Annotated in this window: 18 protein-coding genes and 2 pseudogenes; 9 read left to right on the top strand and 11 right to left on the bottom strand. The window is 56.1% G+C overall.

Annotated elements, in window-relative coordinates:
* Positions 1 to 2: 2 nt before the first annotated feature.
* Positions 3 to 815 (bottom strand): septum site-determining protein MinD, encoded by an 813-nt coding sequence (minD, locus tag ACOTZD_RS01055; RefSeq protein ID WP_003859938.1) that lies wholly within the window; start codon positions 813 to 815, stop codon positions 3 to 5.
* A 22-nt stretch (positions 816 to 837) separates the two neighbouring features.
* Positions 838 to 1545: a septum site-determining protein MinC gene (gene minC / locus ACOTZD_RS01050; RefSeq protein ID WP_017384318.1), complete on the bottom strand. Its 708-nt coding sequence runs from the start codon at positions 1543 to 1545 to the stop codon at positions 838 to 840.
* A gap of 123 nt (positions 1546 to 1668) precedes the next feature.
* Between minC and ACOTZD_RS01045 the strand changes: the two genes are divergently transcribed.
* The 3 genes from ACOTZD_RS01045 (at position 1669) to ACOTZD_RS01035 (ending at position 3185) form a co-directional block, all read left to right on the top strand.
* On the top strand, positions 1669 to 1944 hold the full coding sequence (locus ACOTZD_RS01045) for a YcgL domain-containing protein (RefSeq protein WP_006810982.1): 276 nt from the start codon (positions 1669 to 1671) through the stop codon (positions 1942 to 1944).
* 47 nt (positions 1945 to 1991) lie between these two features.
* Entirely contained in the window at positions 1992 to 2651 is a 660-nt protein-coding gene (locus ACOTZD_RS01040; RefSeq protein ID WP_003859945.1) for a fumarylacetoacetate hydrolase family protein, read from the top strand.
* 93 nt (positions 2652 to 2744) lie between these two features.
* The gene (locus ACOTZD_RS01035) at positions 2745 to 3185 is read left to right on the top strand and encodes a YcgN family cysteine cluster protein (protein WP_015570314.1); all 441 of its coding nucleotides are present in this window, start codon (positions 2745 to 2747) and stop codon (positions 3183 to 3185) included.
* A gap of 99 nt (positions 3186 to 3284) precedes the next feature.
* On the opposite strand, the gene dsbB is transcribed toward ACOTZD_RS01035, so the two are convergent.
* A complete protein-coding gene (dsbB, locus tag ACOTZD_RS01030) occupies positions 3285 to 3815 on the bottom strand; it encodes a disulfide bond formation protein DsbB (protein WP_017693268.1) in 531 nt (176 codons plus the stop codon).
* A 46-nt stretch (positions 3816 to 3861) separates the two neighbouring features.
* A complete protein-coding gene (nhaB, locus tag ACOTZD_RS01025; RefSeq protein ID WP_023314322.1) occupies positions 3862 to 5400 on the bottom strand; it encodes a Na(+)/H(+) antiporter NhaB in 1539 nt (512 codons plus the stop codon).
* A gap of 201 nt (positions 5401 to 5601) precedes the next feature.
* On the opposite strand from nhaB, the gene fadR reads away from it, so the two are divergent.
* A complete protein-coding gene (gene fadR, locus ACOTZD_RS01020; RefSeq protein WP_003859951.1) occupies positions 5602 to 6321 on the top strand; it encodes a fatty acid metabolism transcriptional regulator FadR in 720 nt (239 codons plus the stop codon).
* 114 nt (positions 6322 to 6435) lie between these two features.
* Here fadR and ACOTZD_RS01015 read toward each other — a convergent pair whose 3' ends face one another.
* Positions 6436 to 7968: a SpoVR family protein gene (locus ACOTZD_RS01015; RefSeq protein ID WP_022651425.1), complete on the bottom strand. Its 1533-nt coding sequence runs from the start codon at positions 7966 to 7968 to the stop codon at positions 6436 to 6438.
* Positions 7969 to 8289: 321 nt separating this feature from the next.
* Here ACOTZD_RS01015 and ACOTZD_RS01010 point away from each other — a divergent pair, with 321 nt between their 5' ends.
* From ACOTZD_RS01010 to ACOTZD_RS01000, 3 genes and pseudogenes are all read left to right on the top strand, one after another.
* Positions 8290 to 9588: a D-amino acid dehydrogenase gene (locus ACOTZD_RS01010; RefSeq protein WP_015570317.1), complete on the top strand. Its 1299-nt coding sequence runs from the start codon at positions 8290 to 8292 to the stop codon at positions 9586 to 9588.
* Positions 9589 to 9597: 9 nt separating this feature from the next.
* The gene (gene dadX / locus ACOTZD_RS01005) at positions 9598 to 10668 is read left to right on the top strand and encodes a catabolic alanine racemase DadX (RefSeq protein WP_023324856.1); all 1071 of its coding nucleotides are present in this window, start codon (positions 9598 to 9600) and stop codon (positions 10666 to 10668) included.
* 105 nt (positions 10669 to 10773) lie between these two features.
* Positions 10774 to 10878: pseudogene (locus ACOTZD_RS01000) on the top strand (hypothetical protein); the annotation flags it as partial.
* Here ACOTZD_RS01000 and ACOTZD_RS00995 read toward each other — a convergent pair.
* Together ACOTZD_RS00995 and ldcA are read right to left on the bottom strand one after the other, a co-directional pair.
* Positions 10831 to 12498: pseudogene (locus tag ACOTZD_RS00995) on the bottom strand (potassium/proton antiporter); the annotation flags it as partial. The pseudogenes ACOTZD_RS01000 and ACOTZD_RS00995 overlap by 48 nt on opposite strands.
* A 97-nt stretch (positions 12499 to 12595) precedes the next feature.
* Positions 12596 to 13510, bottom strand: coding sequence for a muramoyltetrapeptide carboxypeptidase (gene ldcA / locus ACOTZD_RS00990; protein ID WP_023324854.1), 915 nt, complete (start codon positions 13508 to 13510; stop codon positions 12596 to 12598).
* Positions 13511 to 13617: 107 nt separating this feature from the next.
* On the opposite strand from ldcA, the gene emtA reads away from it, so the two are divergent.
* The gene (gene emtA / locus ACOTZD_RS00985) at positions 13618 to 14229 is read left to right on the top strand and encodes a membrane-bound lytic murein transglycosylase EmtA (RefSeq protein WP_017384310.1); all 612 of its coding nucleotides are present in this window, start codon (positions 13618 to 13620) and stop codon (positions 14227 to 14229) included.
* A 37-nt stretch (positions 14230 to 14266) separates the two neighbouring features.
* On the opposite strand, the gene ycgR is transcribed toward emtA, so the two are convergent.
* A complete protein-coding gene (gene ycgR, locus ACOTZD_RS00980) occupies positions 14267 to 14998 on the bottom strand; it encodes a flagellar brake protein YcgR (RefSeq protein WP_022651421.1) in 732 nt (243 codons plus the stop codon).
* A 160-nt stretch (positions 14999 to 15158) separates the two neighbouring features.
* Here ycgR and ACOTZD_RS00975 point away from each other — a divergent pair, with 160 nt between their 5' ends.
* Entirely contained in the window at positions 15159 to 17261 is a 2103-nt protein-coding gene (locus ACOTZD_RS00975) for a TonB-dependent siderophore receptor (protein WP_421636242.1), read from the top strand.
* An 85-nt stretch (positions 17262 to 17346) separates the two neighbouring features.
* On the opposite strand, the gene ACOTZD_RS00970 is transcribed toward ACOTZD_RS00975, so the two are convergent.
* From ACOTZD_RS00970 to ACOTZD_RS00960, 3 genes are all read right to left on the bottom strand, one after another.
* Positions 17347 to 19029 carry an alpha,alpha-trehalase gene (locus tag ACOTZD_RS00970; protein ID WP_045332135.1) on the bottom strand — a complete coding sequence of 561 codons (1683 nt, stop codon included), beginning with the start codon at positions 19027 to 19029 and terminating at the stop codon, positions 17347 to 17349.
* A gap of 213 nt (positions 19030 to 19242) precedes the next feature.
* Positions 19243 to 20253 carry a type I glyceraldehyde-3-phosphate dehydrogenase gene (gap, locus tag ACOTZD_RS00965; protein ID WP_045332133.1) on the bottom strand — a complete coding sequence of 337 codons (1011 nt, stop codon included), beginning with the start codon at positions 20251 to 20253 and terminating at the stop codon, positions 19243 to 19245.
* 78 nt (positions 20254 to 20331) lie between these two features.
* The gene (locus ACOTZD_RS00960) at positions 20332 to 21312 is read right to left on the bottom strand and encodes a GlxA family transcriptional regulator (protein WP_022651417.1); all 981 of its coding nucleotides are present in this window, start codon (positions 21310 to 21312) and stop codon (positions 20332 to 20334) included.
* Between the last annotated feature and the right edge of the window lie 400 nt (positions 21313 to 21712).

The following is a 21712-nucleotide window of genomic DNA, read 5'->3' as shown; positions in this document are numbered from 1 at the left end:
ACTTATCCTCCGAACAGGCGTTTGAGGAAACCTTTCTTCTCTTCTTCAATGAAGCGGAAAGGACGTTCTTCTCCCAGCAGACGGTCAACGGTATCCGCATACGCTTTACCCGCGTCTGCCTGTGTATCCAGGATCACGGGCTCGCCCTGGTTAGAGGCGCGCAACACGGACTGATCTTCCGGGATCACGCCAACCAGTTTGATGCGCAGGATCTCCAGCACGTCTTCCATGCTCAGCATGTCACCTTTGTTCACCCGGCCCGGGTTGTAGCGGGTCAGCAGCAGGTGCTCTTTGATTGGCTCCTGGCCATTTTCCGCGCGACGGGATTTCGAGGCCAGAATGCCGAGAATACGGTCGGAATCACGTACTGACGAGACCTCCGGGTTGGTGGTGATGATGGCTTCATCCGCGAAGTAGAGCGCCATCAGCGCGCCGGTTTCGATACCGGCCGGGGAGTCGCAGACCACAAAGTCGAACTCCATCTTTTTCAGATCGTCGAGCACCTTTTCCACGCCTTCGCGGGTCAGGGCGTCTTTATCACGGGTCTGGGACGCCGGAAGAATGTAGAGGTTCTCGGTACGCTTATCTTTAATCAGCGCCTGGTTAAGGGTGGCATCGCCCTGAATGACGTTCACGAAGTCATACACCACGCGACGCTCGCAACCCATGATCAGGTCCAGGTTACGCAGACCGATATCGAAGTCGATTACGACGGTTTTCTTTCCCTTCTGGGCCAAACCAGTAGCGATGGCCGCGCTGGAGGTGGTCTTGCCAACGCCTCCTTTACCCGAAGTCACAACAATAATGCGTGCCATAGAAATTCCTTGTTAAAAGGGATCAATTTAACGGTTGAACGGTCAAAGCGTTATCTGCCAGTTGCAGACGGGCCGCTTTGCCATAAAATTCGGCTGGGATTTTATCGCTCAGCCAATATTCACCTGCGATAGACACCAGTTCTGCCGTCAGGTGAGTACAAAAAATTTGTGCTTCTCGATCGCCGCTGGCGCCCGCAAGCGCACGTCCACGCATCATACCGTAAACGTGAATATTGCCATCTGCAATCAGTTCAGCGCCCGCACTGACGTGGCTTGTAACAATCAGATCACAGTTTGGCGCATAAATGCGCTGACCGGAACGAACCGGCAGATCAATCAATCGCGTTTTTGTGACTGGGGCTACATTTTGCGCCGGAGGCGGGGGAGCGGGAACGGTTGCAGGCGTTGCACGTGGGGCTTTTTCTTTGCCCTCGTTTAACAAGGGCAAACCCGCGCGTTCAATTTCGGCTTTTAACTCTGCGTCTTTGCAGCCGCTAATGCCCACGATGCGCAACCCCGTGGAGGCGACGGCCTGCTGGAGCCGCTTCCAGTTAACCGGCCCCTCAAGGTCGCTTACATTGACGACGACAGGAGCATGCTTAAGAAAAGCGGGAGCCTGCGCGATTTTGTCTTCTAACGCCTGACGAATAACCTCGGGTTTTGCATCATGCAAATGAACCACTGATAAGGTGAAGCTACTGCCTTTAAGCTCGATGGGCGTATTTGACATCCTGGCCTTACTCAATTTGCTATTAACCGCAACACATCGCCGCGATATTCCGAAGAGTATCAGGCATGTTATAGTCAGGAGTATATTGAGGCAAGCAACCACCCGTTAATTCAGAGTAAAAACATGTTTTGTGTGATCTACAGAAGTACCAGCCGCGACCAGACCTACCTTTATGTCGAAAAGAAAGACGATTTTTCCCGCGTGCCTGAAGAATTAATGAAAAGCTTTGGCCGACCGCAGCTGGCGATGCTGCTGCCGCTGGACGGCCGTAAGAAGCTGGTGAACGCCGATCTGGAGAAAGTCAAAAAGGCGTTAACCGAGCAGGGCTATTATTTACAGCTTCCGCCGCCACCGGAGAATTTATTAAAACAGCATCTTGAGGTGAGCGGAAAGAAATAAGCCCGGGTCCTTCCGGGAACAACTCATCAACCGATTAGGGGTCGACCATGTATCAACATCATAACTGGCAAGGTGCATTACTGGATTATCCCGTCAGCAAAGTGGTCTGCGTGGGCAGCAACTATGCAAAACATATTCAGGAGATGGGCAGCGCCGTGCCGGAAGAGCCGGTTCTGTTTATTAAGCCAGAAACCGCACTGTGCGATATTCGCCAGCCGCTGGTTCTGCCGCAGGGACTGGGCTCGGTGCATCATGAAGTGGAGCTGGCGGTGCTGATCGGCGCGACGCTGCGCCAGGCGACCGAAGAGCATGTAGAGAAAGCGATTGCGGGTTACGGTGTCGCGCTTGACCTGACGCTGCGTGATGTTCAGGGCAAAATGAAGAAAGCGGGGCAGCCGTGGGAAAAAGCGAAGGGTTTTGATAATTCATGCCCGATTTCCGGTTTCATTCCGGTGAGTGAATTTACCGACGATCCGCAGAACACGCCGCTCAGCCTGAAGGTCAACGGCGAGATCCGCCAGCAGGGAACGACCGCTGACATGATCCATAAGATCGTTCCGCTGATTGCCTACATGAGCCGCTTCTTCACCCTGAAACCTGGCGACGTGATCCTCACCGGCACTCCGGAAGGTGTGGGGCCGCTGCTTAGCGGCGACGAACTGGATGTCAGTTTTAACGGCCTGTCGCTGAAAACCCGCGTGCTGTAAAAGCACCTTGCCGCCTGAAAAGGGCGGCAAAACTTGCATCAACGTGCCAGACTCGTTATAAGGTGCGCTCTATTTTGACGTGTGGACATCCCGATGAACGACATTCCTTTCTGGCAAAGCAAAACTCTCGACGACATGACCGACGCGGAGTGGGAATCGTTGTGTGACGGCTGCGGGCAGTGCTGCCTGCATAAGCTGATGGATGAAGATTCGGACGAGATCTATTTCACCAACGTAGCCTGCAAGCAGTTAAACATCAAAACCTGCCAGTGCCGCAACTATGAGCGCCGTTTCGAATATGAGCCGGACTGCATCAAGTTAACCCGTGAAAATCTACCGACCTTTGAGTGGCTGCCGCATACCTGCGCGTATCGCCTGCTGGCGGAAGGGAAAGATCTGCCCACATGGCATCCGCTGTTGACGGGGTCGAAAGCGGCGATGCACGGCGAACGTATTTCCGTGCGCCACATTGCGGTGAAAGAGTCCGAGGTGCGGGACTGGGAAGACCACATTATGAATCACCCTAATCGGTGATAATAAAAAACCCGCCGAGGCGGGTTTTTTATTGTTCACAATTGTGTCGAGTGGCGCTGCGCTTACCCGACCTGCAAAACTGACGTTGCCGTTCTGCTTTTACCTTCCAAAAAGATCGCGTTTCTTTGGTTTGAACGGCTGGGCAATCAGCACCAGCAGCGCCACCACAAAGTAGGCGACAAAAATGCCCACCAGCCACTGCGGCATCTCCAGCGTCAGGAATTCCCACTGGCGTACAGAGCAGTCACCGGAGGCCACAAACACCTGCGGCAGCCATTTATCCAGCGGCAGCCAGCTCGGGAAGCGGGCGGCAAAATCGCAGGTCATAAACGGCGACGGGTGAAGCTGCATTTGGGTGTGCTCCCAGGCAAGCGCAATGCCTTTCCCGGCGCTGTACAGCCAGATGGCAATTGCCGCATAGCGTAACGGTGATTTGGGTGCAATCGCACCTACCAGACCCGCGCCCATAATGCCGAACAGCGCACAACGCTCATAAATACACAGTACGCAAGGTTTCAGCCCCATCACATGCTGAAACCACAGCGCGACCATTTCCAGCGCAAAGGCGGTCAGGGCCATCAACAACCACGCTCCGCGACCGCGTGAGCACTGGTTCAAAAATCGCAACATAATCATTTCCCTGGAACATGCTTAGACAGCGCAGTGTAAACGAATTTTAATGCGCCGCAAGTATACCTGCTTGCAATAACCATTGCGTACAGGGAACGAGAGTAATTTTGATGCACAGTAAACCAACCAGGGTAAGCACCAGCGTATACGGCAGCGCCATCCAGACCATTCTTCCATAAGAAAGTCGTATGAGTGGTGCCAGTGCCGAGGTCAGAAGGAAGAGGAATGCCGCCTGACCGTTCGGGGTTGCCACGGAGGGGAGGTTGGTTCCGGTGTTGATCGCCACCGCCAGCAGCTCGAACTGTTCACTGCTGACAATCCCTTGCTCCATTGCGGCTTTGGCCTCATTGATATATACCGTCCCGACAAAGACGTTATCGGATATAGAGGACAACAGACCGTTAAACAAATAGAACAGCGTTAGCTGCGAATCTGGCGTAGCCTGAAGCACAAACGCGATGATCGGCGCGAACAGATGTTGGTCAATAATCACCGCCACGACGGCAAAAAACACCGCCAGCAGGGCGGTAAACGGCAGCGCTTCGGTAAAGGCTTTTCCAATAGCATGTTCGTCCGTAACGCCGCCCAGGCTGGTTGCAAGGATAATTACCGACAGGCCAATCAGCCCCACCTCGGCAAGGTGGAAGGCCAGCGCAGCGATAAGCCACACGCCGATGAAACCCTGTGCAATCAGGCGCAGCGTCTCCTGGCGCGTGCGTTGTTTGCGGCTCTGCTCGTCAAACTTATGCAGCTCCTGGCGGACCTGATCGGGCAACGTCGCGCCATACCCAAAGAGGTTGAATTTTTCGACCAGCACACAGGTGGCTAACCCGCAGACCAGCACGGGTACGCTGACCGGCGCCATGCGCAGGAAAAATTCGCCAAAATGCCACTCAGCTGCTTTGGCGATAATCAGGTTTTGCGGCTCCCCGACCATGGTCATCACGCCGCCCAGCGCCGTCCCCACGCCTGCATGCATCATCAGGCTGCGCAGAAATGCGCGGAACTGTTCCAGCACATCGCGGTTGTGCGCCTCAACGTGGCTGTCGTCCTGCAAGTTATCGCCAGGACGAGACGAGGCCACCCGGTGGTAAATCCCGTAAAAGCCGACGGCGACGCTGATCACTACCGCCACGACCGTCAGCGCATCCAGGAAGGCAGAGAGGAAGGCTGCGGCGAGGCAAAACGCCAGCGAGAGCAGCGTTTTCGACGGAATGCTCAACAGCAAACGGGTGAAGATAAACAGCAGAAGCTGCTTCATAAAGTAGATCCCCGCCACCATGAAGATCAGCAGCAGCAGGACTTCAAGATTCGACGCTATCTCGTTTTTAACATGCTCCGCGCTGGTCATTCCAATGACCACGGCTTCCAGCGCCAGCAGCCCGCCGGGCAACAGCGGATAGCACTTCAGCGCCATCGCCAGGGTAAAGATAAACTCGGCGACCAACATCCACCCGGCAACGAAGGGATCCAGCAAAAAGATAACGGGATTAACGACCAGGAATACCAGTAAAGTGAGTTTGTACCAGTCAGGTGACTGACCTAAAAAGTTGCGCCACAGCGCGCGCCCAAATGAAATTTCCACGACAGACGTCCTTTCCCCGTCAAATAAGACAAGACATCAGTATACGCAAAAATGGCGGCAGAGCGGGGGATTAAGCCATTTGTAAATTTCATAAAAATGAAACGGCGATCCCTCTTTTCTGTCTCTGCTGCGCTATCTGCCTCTGCACACCTCTGGTATGATGAGTGCAATTTGCTAAAGCTGTGTAATGGAAATCTCACTATGGTCATTAAGGCGCAGAGCCCGGCGGGTTTCGCGGAAGAGTACATCATTGAAAGCATCTGGAATAATCGTTTCCCTGCGGGATCAATTCTACCTGCTGAACGCGAACTCTCTGAACTGATTGGCGTCACCCGTACCACGCTGCGAGAAGTGCTCCAGCGTCTGGCGCGCGATGGCTGGTTGACGATACAGCATGGCAAACCCACTAAAGTGAATAACTTCTGGGAAACGTCCGGGCTGAACATTCTGGAAACGCTGGCGCGTCTCGATCACGAAAGCGTACCGCAGCTGATTGATAATCTGCTTTCCGTGCGCACCAACATCGCCACCATTTTCATCCGCACCGCGTTTCGCCAGCACCCTGAAGATGCGCTGAAGGTACTTGCTACCGCCAATGAGGTGGAAGACCACGCGGATGCCTTTGCGACCCTGGATTACAACGTGTTCCGTGGTCTGGCGTTTGCTTCCGGCAATCCGGTTTACGGTTTGATCCTGAATGGAATGAAAGGGTTATATACGCGCATTGGTCGTCACTACTTTGCTAACCCTGAAGCCCGCAGTCTGGCGCTCGGCTTCTATCATAAACTGAGCAAACTCTGCACCGAAGGGCTGCACGATCAGGTCTATGAAACCGTGCGTCGTTACGGCCACGACTCCGGTGAAATCTGGCACCGGATGCAGAAAACGCTGCCGGGTGATTTAGCGATTCAGGGCCGGTAAAAGAAAAAACCTCTCGATTGAGAGGTTTTTTTTCGCCGGGTGGCGGCTTCGCCTGACCCGGCCTACAGGTCCCGTAGGCCCGGTAAGCGTAGCGCCACCGGGCAAAAAATCCCACTACAGCGTATTCAACCGCGCCGGACACCGCTCCAGCAGCTCCACGCTGCCATCTTCGTTCTGCTGCTCCAGCAAGACGTCAAATCCCCACAGGCGATGCACATGCTTCAGCACTTCCTTACGCCCCTTATCCAGCGGTGCGCGGTTGTGCGGAATATAGCGCAACGTCAGAGAGCGATCGCCGCGCAGATCCACGTTCCACACCTGAATGTTCGGTTCAAGATTACTCAGGTTGTACTGGGACGACAGGCGCGAGCGGATCTCGCGATAGCCCTCTTCGTTGTGGATCGCGGAGATCTCCAGGAAGTTGTTGCGGTCATCATCCAGTACGGTGAAGAAGCGGAAATCACGCATGATCTTCGGCGACATGAACTGGCTGATAAAGCTCTCATCCTTAAAATCACGCATCGCGAAGTGCAGCGTTTCCAGCCAGTCGGAACCGGCAATATCCGGGAACCAGTATTTGTCCTCTTCGGTGGGCGACTGACAAATACGCTTGATATCCTGGAACATGGCAAAGCCGAGCGCGTACGGGTTAATACCGCTGTACCACGGGCTGTTATATGCCGGCTGGAACACCACGTTGGTGTGGCTGTGCAGGAACTCCATCATAAACCGTTCGGAGACTTTTCCCTCGTCATACAGGTGGTTCAGAATGGTGTAGTGCCAGAAGGTCGCCCAGCCTTCGTTCATCACCTGGGTTTGCTTCTGCGGATAGAAATACTGGCTCACCTTGCGCACGATGCGCAGGATCTCACGCTGCCAGGGCTCCAGCAGTGGGGCGTTTTTCTCCATAAAGTAGAGCAGGTTTTCCTGCGGCTCGGAAGGGTAGCGACGCGCCTCGGCGACGGTTTTCTCCTCTTCACGTTTTGGCAGGGTGCGCCACAGCATATTCACCTGGCTTTGCAGATACTCCTCGCGGCTTTTCTGCCGAGCTTTCTCCTCCTGCAAGGAGATCTTCTGCGGACGCTTATAGCGGTCAACGCCGTAGTTCATCAGCGCGTGGCAGGAGTCCAGCAGTTTCTCAACCTCGTCCACGCCGTAGCGCTCTTCGCAGTCGGTAATGTAGTTACGGGCGAAGATGAGGTAATCAACGATTGAGCTGGCGTCCGTCCAGCTGCGGAACAGATAGTTATTTTTGAAGAACGAGTTATGTCCATAGCAGGCGTGCGCCATCACCAGCGCCTGCATGGTAATGGTGTTCTCCTCCATCAGATAGGCAATACATGGGTTAGAGTTAATGACGATTTCATACGCCAATCCCTGCTGCCCGTGCTTATACAGCCGCTCTGTCTCAATGAATTTTTTACCAAACGACCAGTGCGGATAGTTAATCGGCATCCCGACGCTGGAGTAAGCGTCCATCATCTGTTCCGAGGTGATGACTTCAATCTGATGGGGGTAGGTATCCAGACGATAGAGTTTGGCCACCCGGTCGATCTCCGCCAGGTAGACATCCAGCAACTCGAAGGTCCAGTCGGGTCCATCGCTCAGACGGGTGCTGTCCCTGGACATGGAATCTAGTGTAGCCATTAGCGCGCCCTCGTTGTTGGTCGCTCTCTCTGACTGGAGAGCCTCCTTTCAAGCATAGATCACCCCATTCAAATACGCGGGGCGCAGAAATTTTTTCTTTGCGATTTCACGTTTTCGATACGGCAAAAAAAGCGGTGCTCACAGAATTTTCTACTGGTTAAAAATAACGCGCAGCAGGAGATCCCAAATAAGCGCTATCCCCTGATACAGCGGGATATGTGAGTTGAGTCACCATAAAAAAGTCATATGTTGAATAATATTTTCAACTAGGTTATCAATCTGTAATTAGATGATTGTTCTTTTGCTCATAATGGAGTGGCTATGCGTGTTGTCATACTGGGAAGTGGTGTCGTTGGCGTAACCAGCGCCTGGTATTTAAGTCAGGCGGGACATGAGGTTACCGTTATCGATCGCGAATCCGGTCCGGCGCTGGAAACCAGTGCGGCGAATGCGGGGCAAATCTCCCCGGGCTACGCTGCGCCGTGGGCGGCCCCGGGCGTTCCGCTGAAGGCGATCAAATGGATGTTTCAGCGACATGCGCCGCTGGCGATCAGCCTCGACGGCACGCAGTTCCAGCTTAAGTGGATGTGGCAGATGCTGCGCAACTGCGACACCCGCCACTATATGGAAAACAAAGGGCGCATGGTGCGTCTGGCGGAATACAGCCGCGACTGCCTGAAGGCGCTGCGTGCCTCAACGGGCATTGAATATGAAGGACGCCAGGGCGGCACGCTTCAGCTGTTCCGTACCGCGCAACAGTACGAAAACGCGACCCGCGATATCGCCGTGCTTGAAGATGCGGGCGTACCGTATCAGCTGCTGGAAGCCAGCCAGCTGGCGCAGGTGGAGCCAGCGCTTGCCGAGGTCGCGCACAAGCTGACGGGCGGTCTGCGTTTACCGAACGATGAAACCGGCGACTGCCAGCTTTTCACCCAGCGTCTGGCGCGCATGTGTGAGCAGGCCGGGGTGAAATTCCGCTTCAATACTTCTGTCGACAAACTGCTGTCGGAAGGGGAGAAGATTTACGGCGTGAAGTGTGGGGAAGAGGTAATCAAAGCCGATGCCTACGTGATGGCGTTTGGCTCCTACTCAACCGCGATGCTGAAAGGGATCCTGGATATCCCGGTCTATCCGCTGAAAGGCTACTCCCTGACCATTCCTGTGAAAGAGGACAGCGGCGCGCCGGTCTCGACCATTCTTGATGAAACCTACAAAATCGCCATCACCCGCTTCGATAACCGGATCCGCGTCGGCGGCATGGCGGAAATCGTGGGCTTTAATACTGAGCTGCTTAAACCGCGTCGTGAAACGCTGGAGATGGTCGTGGGCGATCTCTTCCCGCGCGGCGGCTTCATTGAGCAGGCGACGTTCTGGACCGGCCTGCGCCCAATGACCCCGGACGGCACGCCGATTGTGGGCCGTACGCCATACAAAAATTTGTGGACCAACACCGGCCACGGCACGCTTGGCTGGACCATGGCCTGCGGTTCGGGCCAGCTGCTGAGCGACCTGATCTCCGGGCGGACGCCGGCAATTCCGTTTGACGATTTGAGCGCCGCACGCTATCAATCAGGGTTTACCCCATCGCGTCCACAACACCTGCACGGCGCGCATAATTAAGGAGTCGCAATGTCCCGTCCTATTCTGGCCCAGCTGGATTTGCAGGCGCTGAAGGATAACCTGCAAATTGTTCGCCGTGCTGCGCCGGGTTCTCGTGTCTGGTCGGTGGTGAAAGCCAACGCCTACGGTCATGGTATCGACCGTATCTGGAGTGCGCTCGGCGCCACCGATGGTTTTGCCCTGCTGAATCTGGAAGAGGCCATCCTGCTGCGCGAGCGCGGCTGGAAAGGACCGATCCTGCTGCTGGAAGGATTCTTCCATGCGCAGGATCTGCCTCTGCTGGATAAGTACCGCCTGACGACCAGCATTCATAGTAACTGGCAGATCAAGGCGATTCAGGACGCGAAGCTGCATGCCCCGCTGGATATCTATCTCAAAGTGAACAGCGGGATGAACCGTCTGGGCTTTCAGCCTGAACGGGTGCACACGGTCTGGCAGCAGCTTCGTGCGCTGAAAAACGTCGGTGAGATGACGCTGATGGCGCATTTCGCCGATGCGGAAAAGCCGGACGGAATTGCCGATGCCATAGTCCGCATTGAGCAGGCGGCAGAAGGGCTGGACTGTCCGCGCTCGCTGTCGAACTCAGCGGCAACGCTCTGGCATCCTGAAGCGCACTACAACTGGGTGCGTCCGGGGATCGTTCTGTACGGCGCGTCACCCTCAGGTCAGTGGCAGGATATCGCCAACAGCGGCCTGAAGCCGGTGATGACGTTACGAAGCGAGATTATCGGCGTGCAGACGTTAAAAGCGGGCGATACGGTGGGCTATGGCAGCCGTTATCGGGCAGCGGGCGAACAGCGTATCGGTATCGTGGCGGGGGGCTATGCAGATGGTTATCCGCGCATCGCCCCGAGCGGCACGCCGGTGTGGGTCGATGGCGTGCGCACCGGCACGGTAGGCACCGTCTCAATGGACATGCTGGCCATTGATTTAACGCCGTGTCCCCAGGCGGGGATCGGGTCACCGGTTGAGCTGTGGGGCAACGAAGTTAAAATTGATGATGTGGCCGCTGCGGCGGGCACCGTTGGGTATGAGCTGATGTGCGCGCTGGCACCCAGAGTGCCTGTTGTGACGGTGTAACTTGTGTATGTGCCGGGTGGCGGCTTCGCCTTACCCGGCCTACAAAAGCCCGAAAGTAGGTCGGGTAAGCGTTAGCGCCACCCGGCAAAAAAGCAGCTACTCCGCCTCTTCCTCCATCGGCCTTACGCCGACTTTGCGCACCGCATTATCTTCTTTCTCGGCTACCGTCCAGATCATCCCGGCAAACTCCACCTGGTCACCGACGACCGGCGCAGCCCCTAATAATTGCTGAATAATTTCACCCAGTGTTTGCTGGTTATCGCGATTCTCCAGTCCACCTTCCAGGCCATAAATCAGCGCCACATCCGCAAAGCGGGCGCTGGCTTCGAGGATAAAATCGCCGAAGAAACGCTGGTCCAGCGCCACCGGGGGCGACTGGCTGAACAGCTTGCCGAGGGCAGGCAGGTCGCGCTCGCGGCCAATCACGCAGAGAATATCGTTCTCACGCAGCCGCGTGCTGCCGGTCGGGTGAAGCAGGGCGTTATCCCGGAACAGGGCGGCAATGCGCGTTTCAGCGGGCATATGCAGATCGCGCAGGGACGCGCCCACGCACCACTTATCGGCGCTTAGCTGGTAGACAAACTGTTCCCAGGGATTCTCAGGGTGAATATCCAGCCCCACGCGGGAGACCGGCCAGCCAATGGGCGGTACCACCACTTTGGCTTTTTTCGCCGCCCAGCCCAGCGACGTCCCCTGGAACAGCAGCGACACCAGCACCACGAAGAAGGCGACGTTAAAGAACAGGCGGGCGTTGTCCAGCCCGGCCATCATCGGGAACACTGCCAGAATAATCGGCACCGCGCCGCGCAGACCCACCCAACTGATAAATATCCGCTCACGCAGGTTAAATCCGCGGAACGGTAGCAGCCCGGCAAACACCGACAGCGGACGGGCGAAGAAGATCATCCAGGCCGACAAAAGCAGCGCCGGTACGGCGATAGGCAGCAGGTCCGACGGCGTCACCAGCAGGCCCAGCACCAGGAACATGGCAATCTGCGCCAGCCAGGCCAGACCGTCGAAGTTCTGCAAAATGGCGTGACGGTTGCGAATCGGTCGGTTGCCCAACAGGAAACCGCAAAGGTAAACCGCCAGAATACCGCTGCCGTCCAGCGCGGTGGTGACGGCAAAGATCAGGATCCCGCCGCTCAGGGCCAGCAGCGGGTAAAGGCCGGAAGGCAGCGTAATACGGTTGATCGTCTGCTGTAACAGGTAACCGCCGCCGAGACCAATGATAATCCCCAGGCCAAACTGCTGGAGGATGTGCCAGGCGAACATCCAGCTCAGGCCGGTTTCGTGCTGCTGGATCATCTCAATCAGAGTGATGGTCAGGAATACCGCCATCGGATCGTTACTGCCGGATTCAATCTCCAGCGTGGAGCCAACACGTTCGTTCAGCCCCTTGCCGCCGAGCAGCGAGAAAACCGCTGCCGCATCGGTCGAGCCGACGATCGCGCCAATCAGCAGGCCTTCCATAATATCGAGGTTAAACAGCCAGGCCGCCATCATACCGGTCAGGCCGGAGGTGATCAGCACCCCGACGGTCGCCAGAGACAGCGCCGGGCCTAAGGCAACGCGAAACGAACTTGCCTGGGTGCGCATACCGCCGTCCAGCAGGATGACCGCCAGCGCGAGGTTACTCACCATATAGGCGAAAGGGTAATTATCGAAGGGGATACCGCCGATTCCGTCGACTCCCGCCAGCATGCCGATAGCCAGGAAAATGACAAGAATAGGTATGCCAAGGCGCGATGAAAATGAACTTAATAAAATGCTGAAGGTTACCAGGATGGAACCCAGAATGAAAAGACTGATTATCGCTGTGGCACCCAATGTCGTCTTACTCCCACCTCAATGTGAACGCTGTTATTAAAACCCTAACATATTAACAACGGTAACTGCGTATTATTGAGGGGGAATAACGGCTTTTTTATGCCTTTAAGACCGGATGACCGCTGATTGTTAACCGACTGCCTGAATTATCGTGTACAAGGTGCGCCCGGGCGCCCAGCGGCAGCGTAACGGTTTGCTGCTCATGCCCGAAATCCAGGCCAGCGATCACCGGGATATCCAGGCGGGAACGAATGAAATCAATCATCGTTTCCAGGGAATAGCCTGCATCGTAATCGTTGGGGGCTGAACCGCTAAAACTGCCCAGCACAATGGCCGACTGCCGATCCAGGATCCCGGCGTGATACAGCTGCAACAGCATGCGTTCGACACGGAACGGATGTTCATTGATATCTTCCAGCACCAGTATGCCATCCGTGATCTGCGGCAACCACGGCGTACCAATTAGCGACACCAGCATCGCGAGGTTGCCGCCCCACAGCTGTCCTTCACATTCCCAGTGCGGTCCATTGCCTTGCCACTCGATGGTGAACGTCGGGTTTTGCAGGGCGCGCCAGAAATGGTCCTGCGTAAACGCATCCAGCTCCGGCGCGCCAAAGTTACCGGCCAGCATCGGGCCGCTAAAGGTAATGACGTTATGCAACGCCAGCAGGCCGAGCTGGATCGCCGTGAAATCGCTGTGTCCGCAGATTAACAGCGGATCCTGCTGCTGGCGCGCGGCCAGCCCGGCCCAGTCGATGCTCTCCAGCAGCCGGCTTGCGCCATAGCCGCCGCGCACGGCCAGCACAATGGTGTTTTCACCTTCCAGCGTCGCCAGGCTGTTGATATCGCTCAGTCTCTGCGCCTCCGTACCGGCAAAACGCTGCATGCGGCGGGGGATAATTGTCTGATTTTCTACCTGATGGCCCATTTCCAGCAGGCGTTGAACGCCCCGCTGTGCCGCCTCCTGATTGATGCAGTAGCCTGACGGTGCGATGAGATGAAACTGAGGCATGGCAATTCCTTGCTGAATGAGAATCTAATTGTCTATATCATGCCGCTTATACGCCGCCTGCTTCAAGGGGCGACGTACCGCGATGACCGGCTATAAGGATAGATGACGTGAAATTGAGATGGTTTGCTTTTTTGATTGTGCTGCTCGCTGGCTGTAGTTCAAAACATGATTATCAAAATCCCCCCTGGAACCCTGAAGTGCCGGTAAAGCGGGCCATGCAGTGGATGCCGATCAGCGAACAAGCCGGAAAGGCCTGGGGCGTGAGCCCGCGTCTGATCACGGCGATCATTGCCGTGGAGTCCGGCGGCAACCCGACGCTGGTGAGTAAATCGAATGCGGTGGGGCTGATGCAGTTAAAAGCCTCGACGGCGGGAAGAGAGGTCTATCGCTACATGGGCTGGAAGGGACAGCCATCCACCAGCGAGCTGAAAAACCCGGAGCGTAATATCTCTATGGGAACCGCTTACCTGAGCATTCTCGAGCATGGCATTCTGAAGGGGATTGACGATCCGGAAGTGATGCAATATGCACTGGTGGTGTCGTACGTTAACGGAGCCGGCGCGCTGCTCCGAACCTTCTCATCCGATCGCAAAGAGGCGATAGAAGAGATTAACGATATGGATAAAGATGAATTCTTCGAGCACGTTGTGAAGAATCATCCGTCAGCACAGGCTCCACGTTATATCTGGAAAGTCCAGAAAGCGATGGACGCTATGTAACGCCTTTGTCGGGCGGCAGCACGCTGCCCGACGCCTATCAGCGCACTTTATTCGCGCGTTCCCGCGCTTCACGCTCCAGTGAGAAGATGATGCGCTGTAGTTCGCGTTCGGCGCCTGGCCCGACATTCAGAAAGCGAAAGCTCAGTCGCGGCGTGGTAATGGTTTCGTTTTTGCTGTCCACCACCTTGCGCTCGCTGATGGCAATCAGCTGGGCGTCAAACCAGAAGCGTCCCCATCCGCCCATATCCAGCTCAATCTGACTAAAACGCATACCTTCCACCAGCCCTTCCGGCTTCGGCGTATCCATTAACGCGCCCATCCCGCCCAGTGACAGGTCGAAGAGACGAAAGCGAATCTCTTTTTTGTCCGGCATTTTTGCCTTACAGAAATAGGCCGGGTGAAGCGGAGCGCTGATGCGAAAAAACTCCCGGCGTTGCACGAACCAGAGGTTAGCGGGCAGGGGAGCGATAAACGCAGGCAAACCCTGGTACGCGATCGTGGTCAGACGAGGCAGCACAAACTCGACTTTCGCCCCCTGCGTTTCGGCCATCACCGAGAGATTCTCTGCCTGTAGCGCGGCACGGTTTTCATCGCTCTGGCTACCCAGATCGACGATCAGGTGCTCTGCCGTCACGTCCAGGATCTTGCTGATAAACTGGCTGGTTGACCAGTTGATGCGCAGCGGCACCTCGCCTTTTTTCAGGTCGCGTAACACCCCTAATACAGCCAGCGGATTTTGTTTCAGGAACTGCTCACTGTAGCTACTCACGCCAGATGGCTCCTCGATAGATGACAGACTGTCTCTGGGTTATCGGCACGCGGGCATGAAACTTAATACAAACGATCTGTTTTTCTCCGCCGATATTGATTTGCTAATGGAAATGATAATAATTGCCGTTCCCAATACCATCTAATAACAAGACGACACTATGAGCACTTCACGTTTTGCGTTATGCGCGTTGGCAGGCGCCGTCACGCTGGCATTGCAAACACAGGCTTTCGCAGAAGAATCCACCATCGTGGTGACAGGCACAGAGCAGGGCAGCGCGCTTCCTGCCTGGACCAACAGCGCCACGAAATCAGCCGTCGCGGAAAGTAAAACGCCGCAGGTGATCAACACCATTGCCGCTAAAGAGATTGAGCAGCGGCACGCCAGTTCGGTAAACGAGATCCTGCGCTATGCGCCGGGCGTTTCCACGGAGGTGCGCGGGAGCACCTCTTACATGAGCGAGTACAAAATCCGCGGGTTCAACGTCGATCAGGAGTTCTACAACGGCCTGCAACTTCCCTATAACGTCACCGGGAACACCAAAGCGCGAATCGATCCGCTGCTGATTGAGAGCGTCGATATCCTGAAGGGGCCGTCATCCGTGCTGTATGGCGGCGGCTCACCGGGCGGGCTGGTCAATATTCAGAGTAAAAAGCCGCAGAAAGAGGCGAAAACGGAACTGGGCTTTAATACCGGAAACCGCAATCTGAAGGAGGGATACCTGGACTCCACGGGGCAGATCGCGAACAGCGACTGGAACTATCGCCTGCTGGGCAAAGCGACGGAAAGTGACGAACAGGCGCACACCACGCGCTATGAAAACTATCTGGTGGCCCCCTCCGTGACCTGGCAGCCTGATGACAAAACGCGCCTGACCATTGACGCGCTGGCGCAAAATACGCCGAGCCTGACGCCGTCTGATCCGATGCCGCTAAGCTATCTGCGGTCTAAATACGCCGATCGTCGTGACTATGCCGGGGATGAGTGGAGCGGCTTTAAGCAGCGCCAGTGGATGCTGGGATACAGCTTTGAGCATGAGTTTGACAGTGGCTGGGGCTTTAACCAGAAAGCGCGCTACTTTGACGTGGACACCCACCAGCGCAGCGCCTATTCCACCGGGACGGGCAGCGAGGTCTACCAGCTTAACCGCTTCGCCTATACCACGGATGAAGATTTGCAGAGCTTCAATATTGATAACCAGGTCACCCGAACCGTCGCGCTGGGGGACTGGAAACATCATCTGCTGGCGGGCTTTGACTACCAGAAGCTGAACTCTCACTTCCATTATCGTTACGCCTCATCCACCCCGGGTATCGATATGCGTCATCCGGATCACTCGCAGATCGATAACGATGCGCTGGGGCTTGAAACCGCGCAGAAAAACCGACTCAGCTATCAGCAGAATGGCTATTACCTCCAGGAGCAGATTGCGTTTGGCGGGCTGAACATGCTGGCCAGCCTGCGCTATGACGACTACCGTTCCGTCACCACTAACTATCTGCAAAACGGTGACAAAGCCTGGGTATCGCAGGATCGCCTCACCAAACGACTGGGCGCGCTTTATGCCTTCGACAATGGACTCTCGCCGTTTATCAGCTATTCAGAAGGGTTCGCCCCAGTATCGCCGCAGGGCACGCTGACCGCGAAAGACGTTAAGCCCACCACCAGCAAGCAGGTGGAGGGTGGGGTGAAATACCTGCTGGCGGAATACGCAACCACCTTCACCGCCTCGGTGTTTAACATTCGTCAGAAAAATGTGGTGACCAGCGATCCGGGCTTCCTCAACTATCGCCAGACCGGGGAAGTGGAATCGAAAGGCGCGGAGCTTTCCGCTATGAGTCGTCCAACGGATAACCTGACGCTGATTGCCAACTATGCCTACACCCACGCCATCAATACCGAAGATGACAAGTACCAGGGCAAACGACCGACGCAGGTCCCTGAGAACGCCTTTAATCTGTGGGGCGATTACACCTTCGACAGCACGCCGCTGAGAGGGGTAACGCTGGGGGGAGGCGCACGCTACACCGGGCCGATGGAGATCTCGCCAGCCAACGACGCAGGCAAGCTGGGCGGTACGACGCAGTACGATCTGGCGGCATCTTACCGCATGGGCGAATTGGCGCCATCGCTGGAGGGGCTGACGCTGAAAGCGAGCGCGCAGAACGTCACCAACAAAGAGACGCTCACCTGCTATGACGCGACCAACTGCTGGATAGGCCGCGACCGCACCTTCCAGGTCGGGGCGAGTTACAGCTTCTGAAAAAAGCCCGGTGGCGCTAGCGGGTCACTTTATTGCACGGACCCTGACCCTCGCCCCTTTGGGGAGAGGGTCAGGGTGAGGGGCGCTACTGCGCCGCCTGTTTCGCAGGTGCAACATCATCGTTTGCCGCAGGCTGATTCTCCGGTACGGTGTCGCATGGCTTCTCTTTCGGGCAGACCATGTCCAGCATCCTGAGCGTCACGCCGTTACTCCAGCCGAAACCGTCCTGCAACGGATACTCACCGCCGCCACCGCCGGTACCGGTCGAAGAGACATCGTACTTCTCAACCAGTTTCTTCTCGCGATCGTAGGTATGCTGAACGTTTTTCAGGAAACGCCAGGTCACGTCCATCGCCACTTTCTGCTGACCATAGTTCTGCAACCCTTCCACCGCTACCCACTGCAACGGCGCCCAGCCGTTCGGCGCATCCCACTGCTGCCCGCTGTTGATGGTGGTGGTAGAAATACCGCCCGGTTTCAGCAGGCGCGACGATGCGGCTGCGGCCACTTTATCGGCGCGATCCTGTGATGCGGCCTTCACATACAGCGGGAAGAGGGCCGCGGCAGTCAGCTGATTACGCACCTTCCTGGTTTTCAGATCGTAATCCGCATACCAGCCCTCTTTATCGTTCCACAGGTGGCTCTCTATGGCTTTCTGACGCGCGGAGGCCAGCGCGTCATATTTACTTGCGCTGGCGGTATCCCCGTCTTCCTGGCTGGCACGGGCCAGCAGTTTTTCCATCTTAAACATCAGCGCATTCAGATCCACCGGCACGATGCTGGTGGTGCGGATGGTATCCAGCTTCTGAGGATCGTCCATCCAGCGGGAGCTGAAATCCCAGCCCGAGGCCGCGGCAGAGCGCAGATCGCGATAGATCTCGGTGGCCGGACGGTTAGGGTTATTTTTGGCGGTGGTGACGTCATCCAGCCACGACTCAGGGCGCGGCGTGTCCCGATCGTCCCAGTAGCGGTTGAGGATCGCGCCGTCATCCAGCTTCACCACGCGTTTGTTCGCCTGACCAGGCTGGAGCCCATCAGCCCCCTCCATCCAGTAGGCATACTCTTTTTCCATCTGCGGACGGTATTTCTTTAACGCGTCGCTGTCATGCGTGGCCAGCAATTCCACCATCAGCGAGAAGAACGGCGGCTGAGAGCGGCTCAGGTAGTAGGTGCGGTTACCGTTAGGGATATGGCCCCAGGTATCAAGCTCGTAAGCGAAGTTGTCCACCATGTCGCCGATCTTATCCCAGTGGCCGCTCTCGGCCAGCCCCAGCATGGTGAAATAGCTGTCCCAGTAATAGACTTCGCGGAAGCGTCCTCCCGGCACGACATAGGGTTTTGGCAGAGGCAGGAGGGAGTCCCATTTGTTCGCTTTGTCGGTGGTGCGGGTCAGAACAGGCCACAGATCGTCTATGTGTTCGCGCAGGCTCTGGCCCTCAGGGGGAACATATTTCTCACCCTCCTTCGGCAGGATAAAGTTCATCTCCACGAAGTGGCGCAGGTCAAAACCGGACTGGGTATGCTGCATCCGGTAATCCGCCAGGATCATTAGCGGGTCGCTTTTGGGAACGGCATCCGCGAAGGTTTTCTGATCCGGGAACAGTTTGGCGCTCTGTACGTCATTAAAGAGGGGGCCAAGAAGAATATCAGGTGAGCTTTGCTGGCTCGTTGGCTGGTCTTCAGCATAACCAAATGCGGTAACACCGAGTAGTGCGCCTGCCAACGCAAGGGGTAAAAAAGCGGGGCGTCGTGCGCGAGGTCTTATCATCGGTTCGTCTCCTGTCTTCACTGAGCAGCGTGACCGCTGTTGTCAATTACCTGAAAACCTTAGACGAATATCGTTAACTTCGCGTGTTGAATATCCCATTTTTCACATAACCAGATAATTCGGGTGCGCTTTCACAACACCGGGGGTGGATTACTTAATTTTTAACCACATCACAGAAAGGCCGGGTAAGCTTCAAGCCACCCGGCTTAAGCCCTACAACCCTTTTTTATCCATAAGCACCGCCAGATCCACCAGACGGTTCGAGAAGCCCCATTCGTTGTCATACCACGACAGGATCTTCACCATATTCCCGCCGATCACCAGCGTTGAAAGCCCGTCGATGATGGATGAGCGCGGGTCGCCCTGATAATCACGGGAGACCAGCGGTTCATCGCTGTAGCCCAGGATGCCTTTCAGCGGCCCGCTGACGGCGGCCTGACGGAACGCGTCATTCACCTCTTCGGCGGTCACGTTGCGGCTCAGCGTCACCGTCAGATCGACAATCGACACCACCGGAACCGGTACGCGCAGGGAATATCCGGTGAGTTTACCGTCAAGTTCGGGGATCACTTTCCCGAGCGCTTTTGCCGCGCCGCTGGAGTAAGGCACAATGGATAATGCTGCCGCGCGCGCGCCGCGCAGATCTTTTTCCGGCTGGTCATGCAGCGCCTGGCTGTTGGTGTAGGCATGCGTGGTGTTCATCAGCCCGTGTTCAATGCCAAACTGCTGGTGCAGCACCTGCGCCGCTGGCGCCAGACCATTAGTGGTGCAACTCCCGTTGCTGACTACAAAATGCTGGGCCGGATCGTACAGCGTGTGGTTCACGCCCATTACCACCGTCAGATCATCATTTTTAGCCGGGGCGGAAATAATGACGCGTTTTGCGCCGCCGCTCGTGATATGCACCGCTGCTTTTTCACGTTCGGTGAAGAAGCCGGTGGCTTCGATTACCACCTCAACGCCAGCGTCTTTCCACGCAATGTTTCCCGGGTCGCGTTCACTGAACACGGTGATGCGTTGCCCGTCAACCTGTAGCGCGCCGTCCGCCGCTTCAACGGGCACCGGCAGCGTGCCGAGCAGAGAGTCATATTTCAGAAGATGGGCGAGGGTTCTACTGTCCGTCAGATCGTTAATGGCCACAATCTGGAGATCCGGGTTGCCCAGCGCCGCGCGAAGAACATTACGTCCGATACGGCCGAAACCGTTAATACCGACCTTAACCATGATGCACTCCTTATCTGTGTTGTCTGGAGTGACTTTAGGTGTCAGGTCGGATGGCGTAAATGACAAAAAAGGATCAGATTACGCCATTCTGCGGCAGTGGAAGCGCTGGCGATATTCGCCCGGCGTGAGATGAAGCTGCTTTTCAAAAACGCGGCGCAGGTTGATGCTGGTCCCAAACCCGCTTTTTTCGGCAATGACCTCAAGCGGATACGAGGTCTGCTCCAGAAGCTGTCGTGCGGCGGCCAGGCGCGCTTCGGTGACATAACGGGCCGGAGGTACACCGACGTCACGCGTGAACACGCGGGTGAAATTGCGCGGACTCATGGCGACCCGTTCGGCCAGCCTTTCGACGCACAAATCTGCGGTGAGGTTTTGCAGGATCCAGCTTTGCAGTTCGCTAACCGGTCCGGTCGCGCCGGACTGCTCCAGTTTATAGCGGCTGAACTGTAGCTGGCCGCCAGGCCGACGCAGGTACATCACCATATCCTGCGCCACGTTGCGGGCGAGGGTGAAGCCGTAATCATCCTCCACCAGCGCCAGCGTCAGATCAAACCCGGAACTGACGCCGCCGGACGTCCAGACGGGGCCATCCTGAATATAGAGCGGGCCGCCCTCAACGTTGACCGCAGGATAGCGGGTTTTCAGGGTTTCCAGCAGCCGCCAGTGGGTCGTCGCCCGGCGCCCATCGAGCAGTCCGGCCTGTGCCAGCAGCAGGGCCCCGCCGCAGACAGAGGCGACGCGGCGCGCATGCGGCGCGGCCAGGTGCAGCCAGTCCACCACCGCGGTGCTTTCCTGTTCATTCATGCCACGACCGGTAATGATGATCGTATCCAGCGGCTCGCGCGGATCCAGCTCCGGCAGGCGATAGTCCGCCAGCAGGTTTAAGCCGGACTGGCCGTGGATCACCAGGTGAGGCTGGGTGGTGGCGATAATGATGCAGTAGCGGGGCTGCGCCAGGCCGTCCGGGTGCAGCCGGTTGGCCTGCATCAGAATGTCGGCGATACCGGCAGCCTCAAACAACATGCCACCGTCAGGTACGATAATCAGGATCTTCTTCATGTCCTGAAAAGTACCTTTATCACAAAATAAGTCAAGCGGCAGACAAACACCGTCGCAGAGACAAATGAGGCGTGCCGGGTGAAAGCGTGGAACGGCAGATGTTGGAAAGAAGTAAAAGAAATATGTAGTAACGGTAAAACTTTTTGCGTTAGGTTTACTGTTACTGCCGCTGAAACCCCCAGTTTATGGGCTGCAATGAAGTGTTCTGAACAATAAGAGAACAAAAAGATGTAGCCATGCTTAATTATTAAGGCTCAAAAAATAACCTCGGAGGATAATTTCGGCTAGGTTATTTCGGATCGCGAAATTAAATCCCTGCCATTTTCTTCACCGTCATTTGTTAATGCGGGACGCTCGCACCCAATAAAAGTTATCTTCCAGATGCAACAATGAAAATATC

Origin of the sequence: Enterobacter cloacae complex sp. SHL022 (genome assembly GCF_049237785.1) — a bacterium.
Taxonomy (GTDB): Bacteria; Pseudomonadota; Gammaproteobacteria; order Enterobacterales; family Enterobacteriaceae; genus Enterobacter; species Enterobacter hormaechei_C.
This window is presented reverse-complemented; position numbering and strand designations above follow the sequence as displayed.

Excerpts from the sequence above, each read along its gene's own strand:
- minD (WP_003859938.1), bottom strand. The coding sequence starts at position 815 with ATGGCACGCATTATTGTTGTGACTTCGGGTAAAGGAGGCGTTGGCAAG.
- minC (WP_017384318.1), bottom strand. The coding sequence starts at position 1,545 with ATGTCAAATACGCCCATCGAGCTTAAAGGCAGTAGCTTCACCTTATCA.
- ACOTZD_RS01045 (WP_006810982.1), top strand. The coding sequence starts at position 1,669 with ATGTTTTGTGTGATCTACAGAAGTACCAGCCGCGACCAGACCTACCTT.
- ACOTZD_RS01040 (WP_003859945.1), top strand. The coding sequence starts at position 1,992 with ATGTATCAACATCATAACTGGCAAGGTGCATTACTGGATTATCCCGTC.
- ACOTZD_RS01035 (WP_015570314.1), top strand. The coding sequence starts at position 2,745 with ATGAACGACATTCCTTTCTGGCAAAGCAAAACTCTCGACGACATGACC.
- dsbB (WP_017693268.1), bottom strand. The coding sequence starts at position 3,815 with ATGTTGCGATTTTTGAACCAGTGCTCACGCGGTCGCGGAGCGTGGTTG.
- fadR (WP_003859951.1), top strand. The coding sequence starts at position 5,602 with ATGGTCATTAAGGCGCAGAGCCCGGCGGGTTTCGCGGAAGAGTACATC.
- ACOTZD_RS01015 (WP_022651425.1), bottom strand. The coding sequence starts at position 7,968 with ATGGCTACACTAGATTCCATGTCCAGGGACAGCACCCGTCTGAGCGAT.
- ACOTZD_RS01010 (WP_015570317.1), top strand. The coding sequence starts at position 8,290 with ATGCGTGTTGTCATACTGGGAAGTGGTGTCGTTGGCGTAACCAGCGCC.
- dadX (WP_023324856.1), top strand. The coding sequence starts at position 9,598 with ATGTCCCGTCCTATTCTGGCCCAGCTGGATTTGCAGGCGCTGAAGGAT.
- ldcA (WP_023324854.1), bottom strand. The coding sequence starts at position 13,510 with ATGCCTCAGTTTCATCTCATCGCACCGTCAGGCTACTGCATCAATCAG.
- ACOTZD_RS00975 (WP_421636242.1), top strand. The coding sequence starts at position 15,159 with ATGAGCACTTCACGTTTTGCGTTATGCGCGTTGGCAGGCGCCGTCACG.
- ACOTZD_RS00970 (WP_045332135.1), bottom strand. The coding sequence starts at position 19,029 with ATGATAAGACCTCGCGCACGACGCCCCGCTTTTTTACCCCTTGCGTTG.
- gap (WP_045332133.1), bottom strand. The coding sequence starts at position 20,253 with ATGGTTAAGGTCGGTATTAACGGTTTCGGCCGTATCGGACGTAATGTT.
- ACOTZD_RS00960 (WP_022651417.1), bottom strand. The coding sequence starts at position 21,312 with ATGAAGAAGATCCTGATTATCGTACCTGACGGTGGCATGTTGTTTGAG.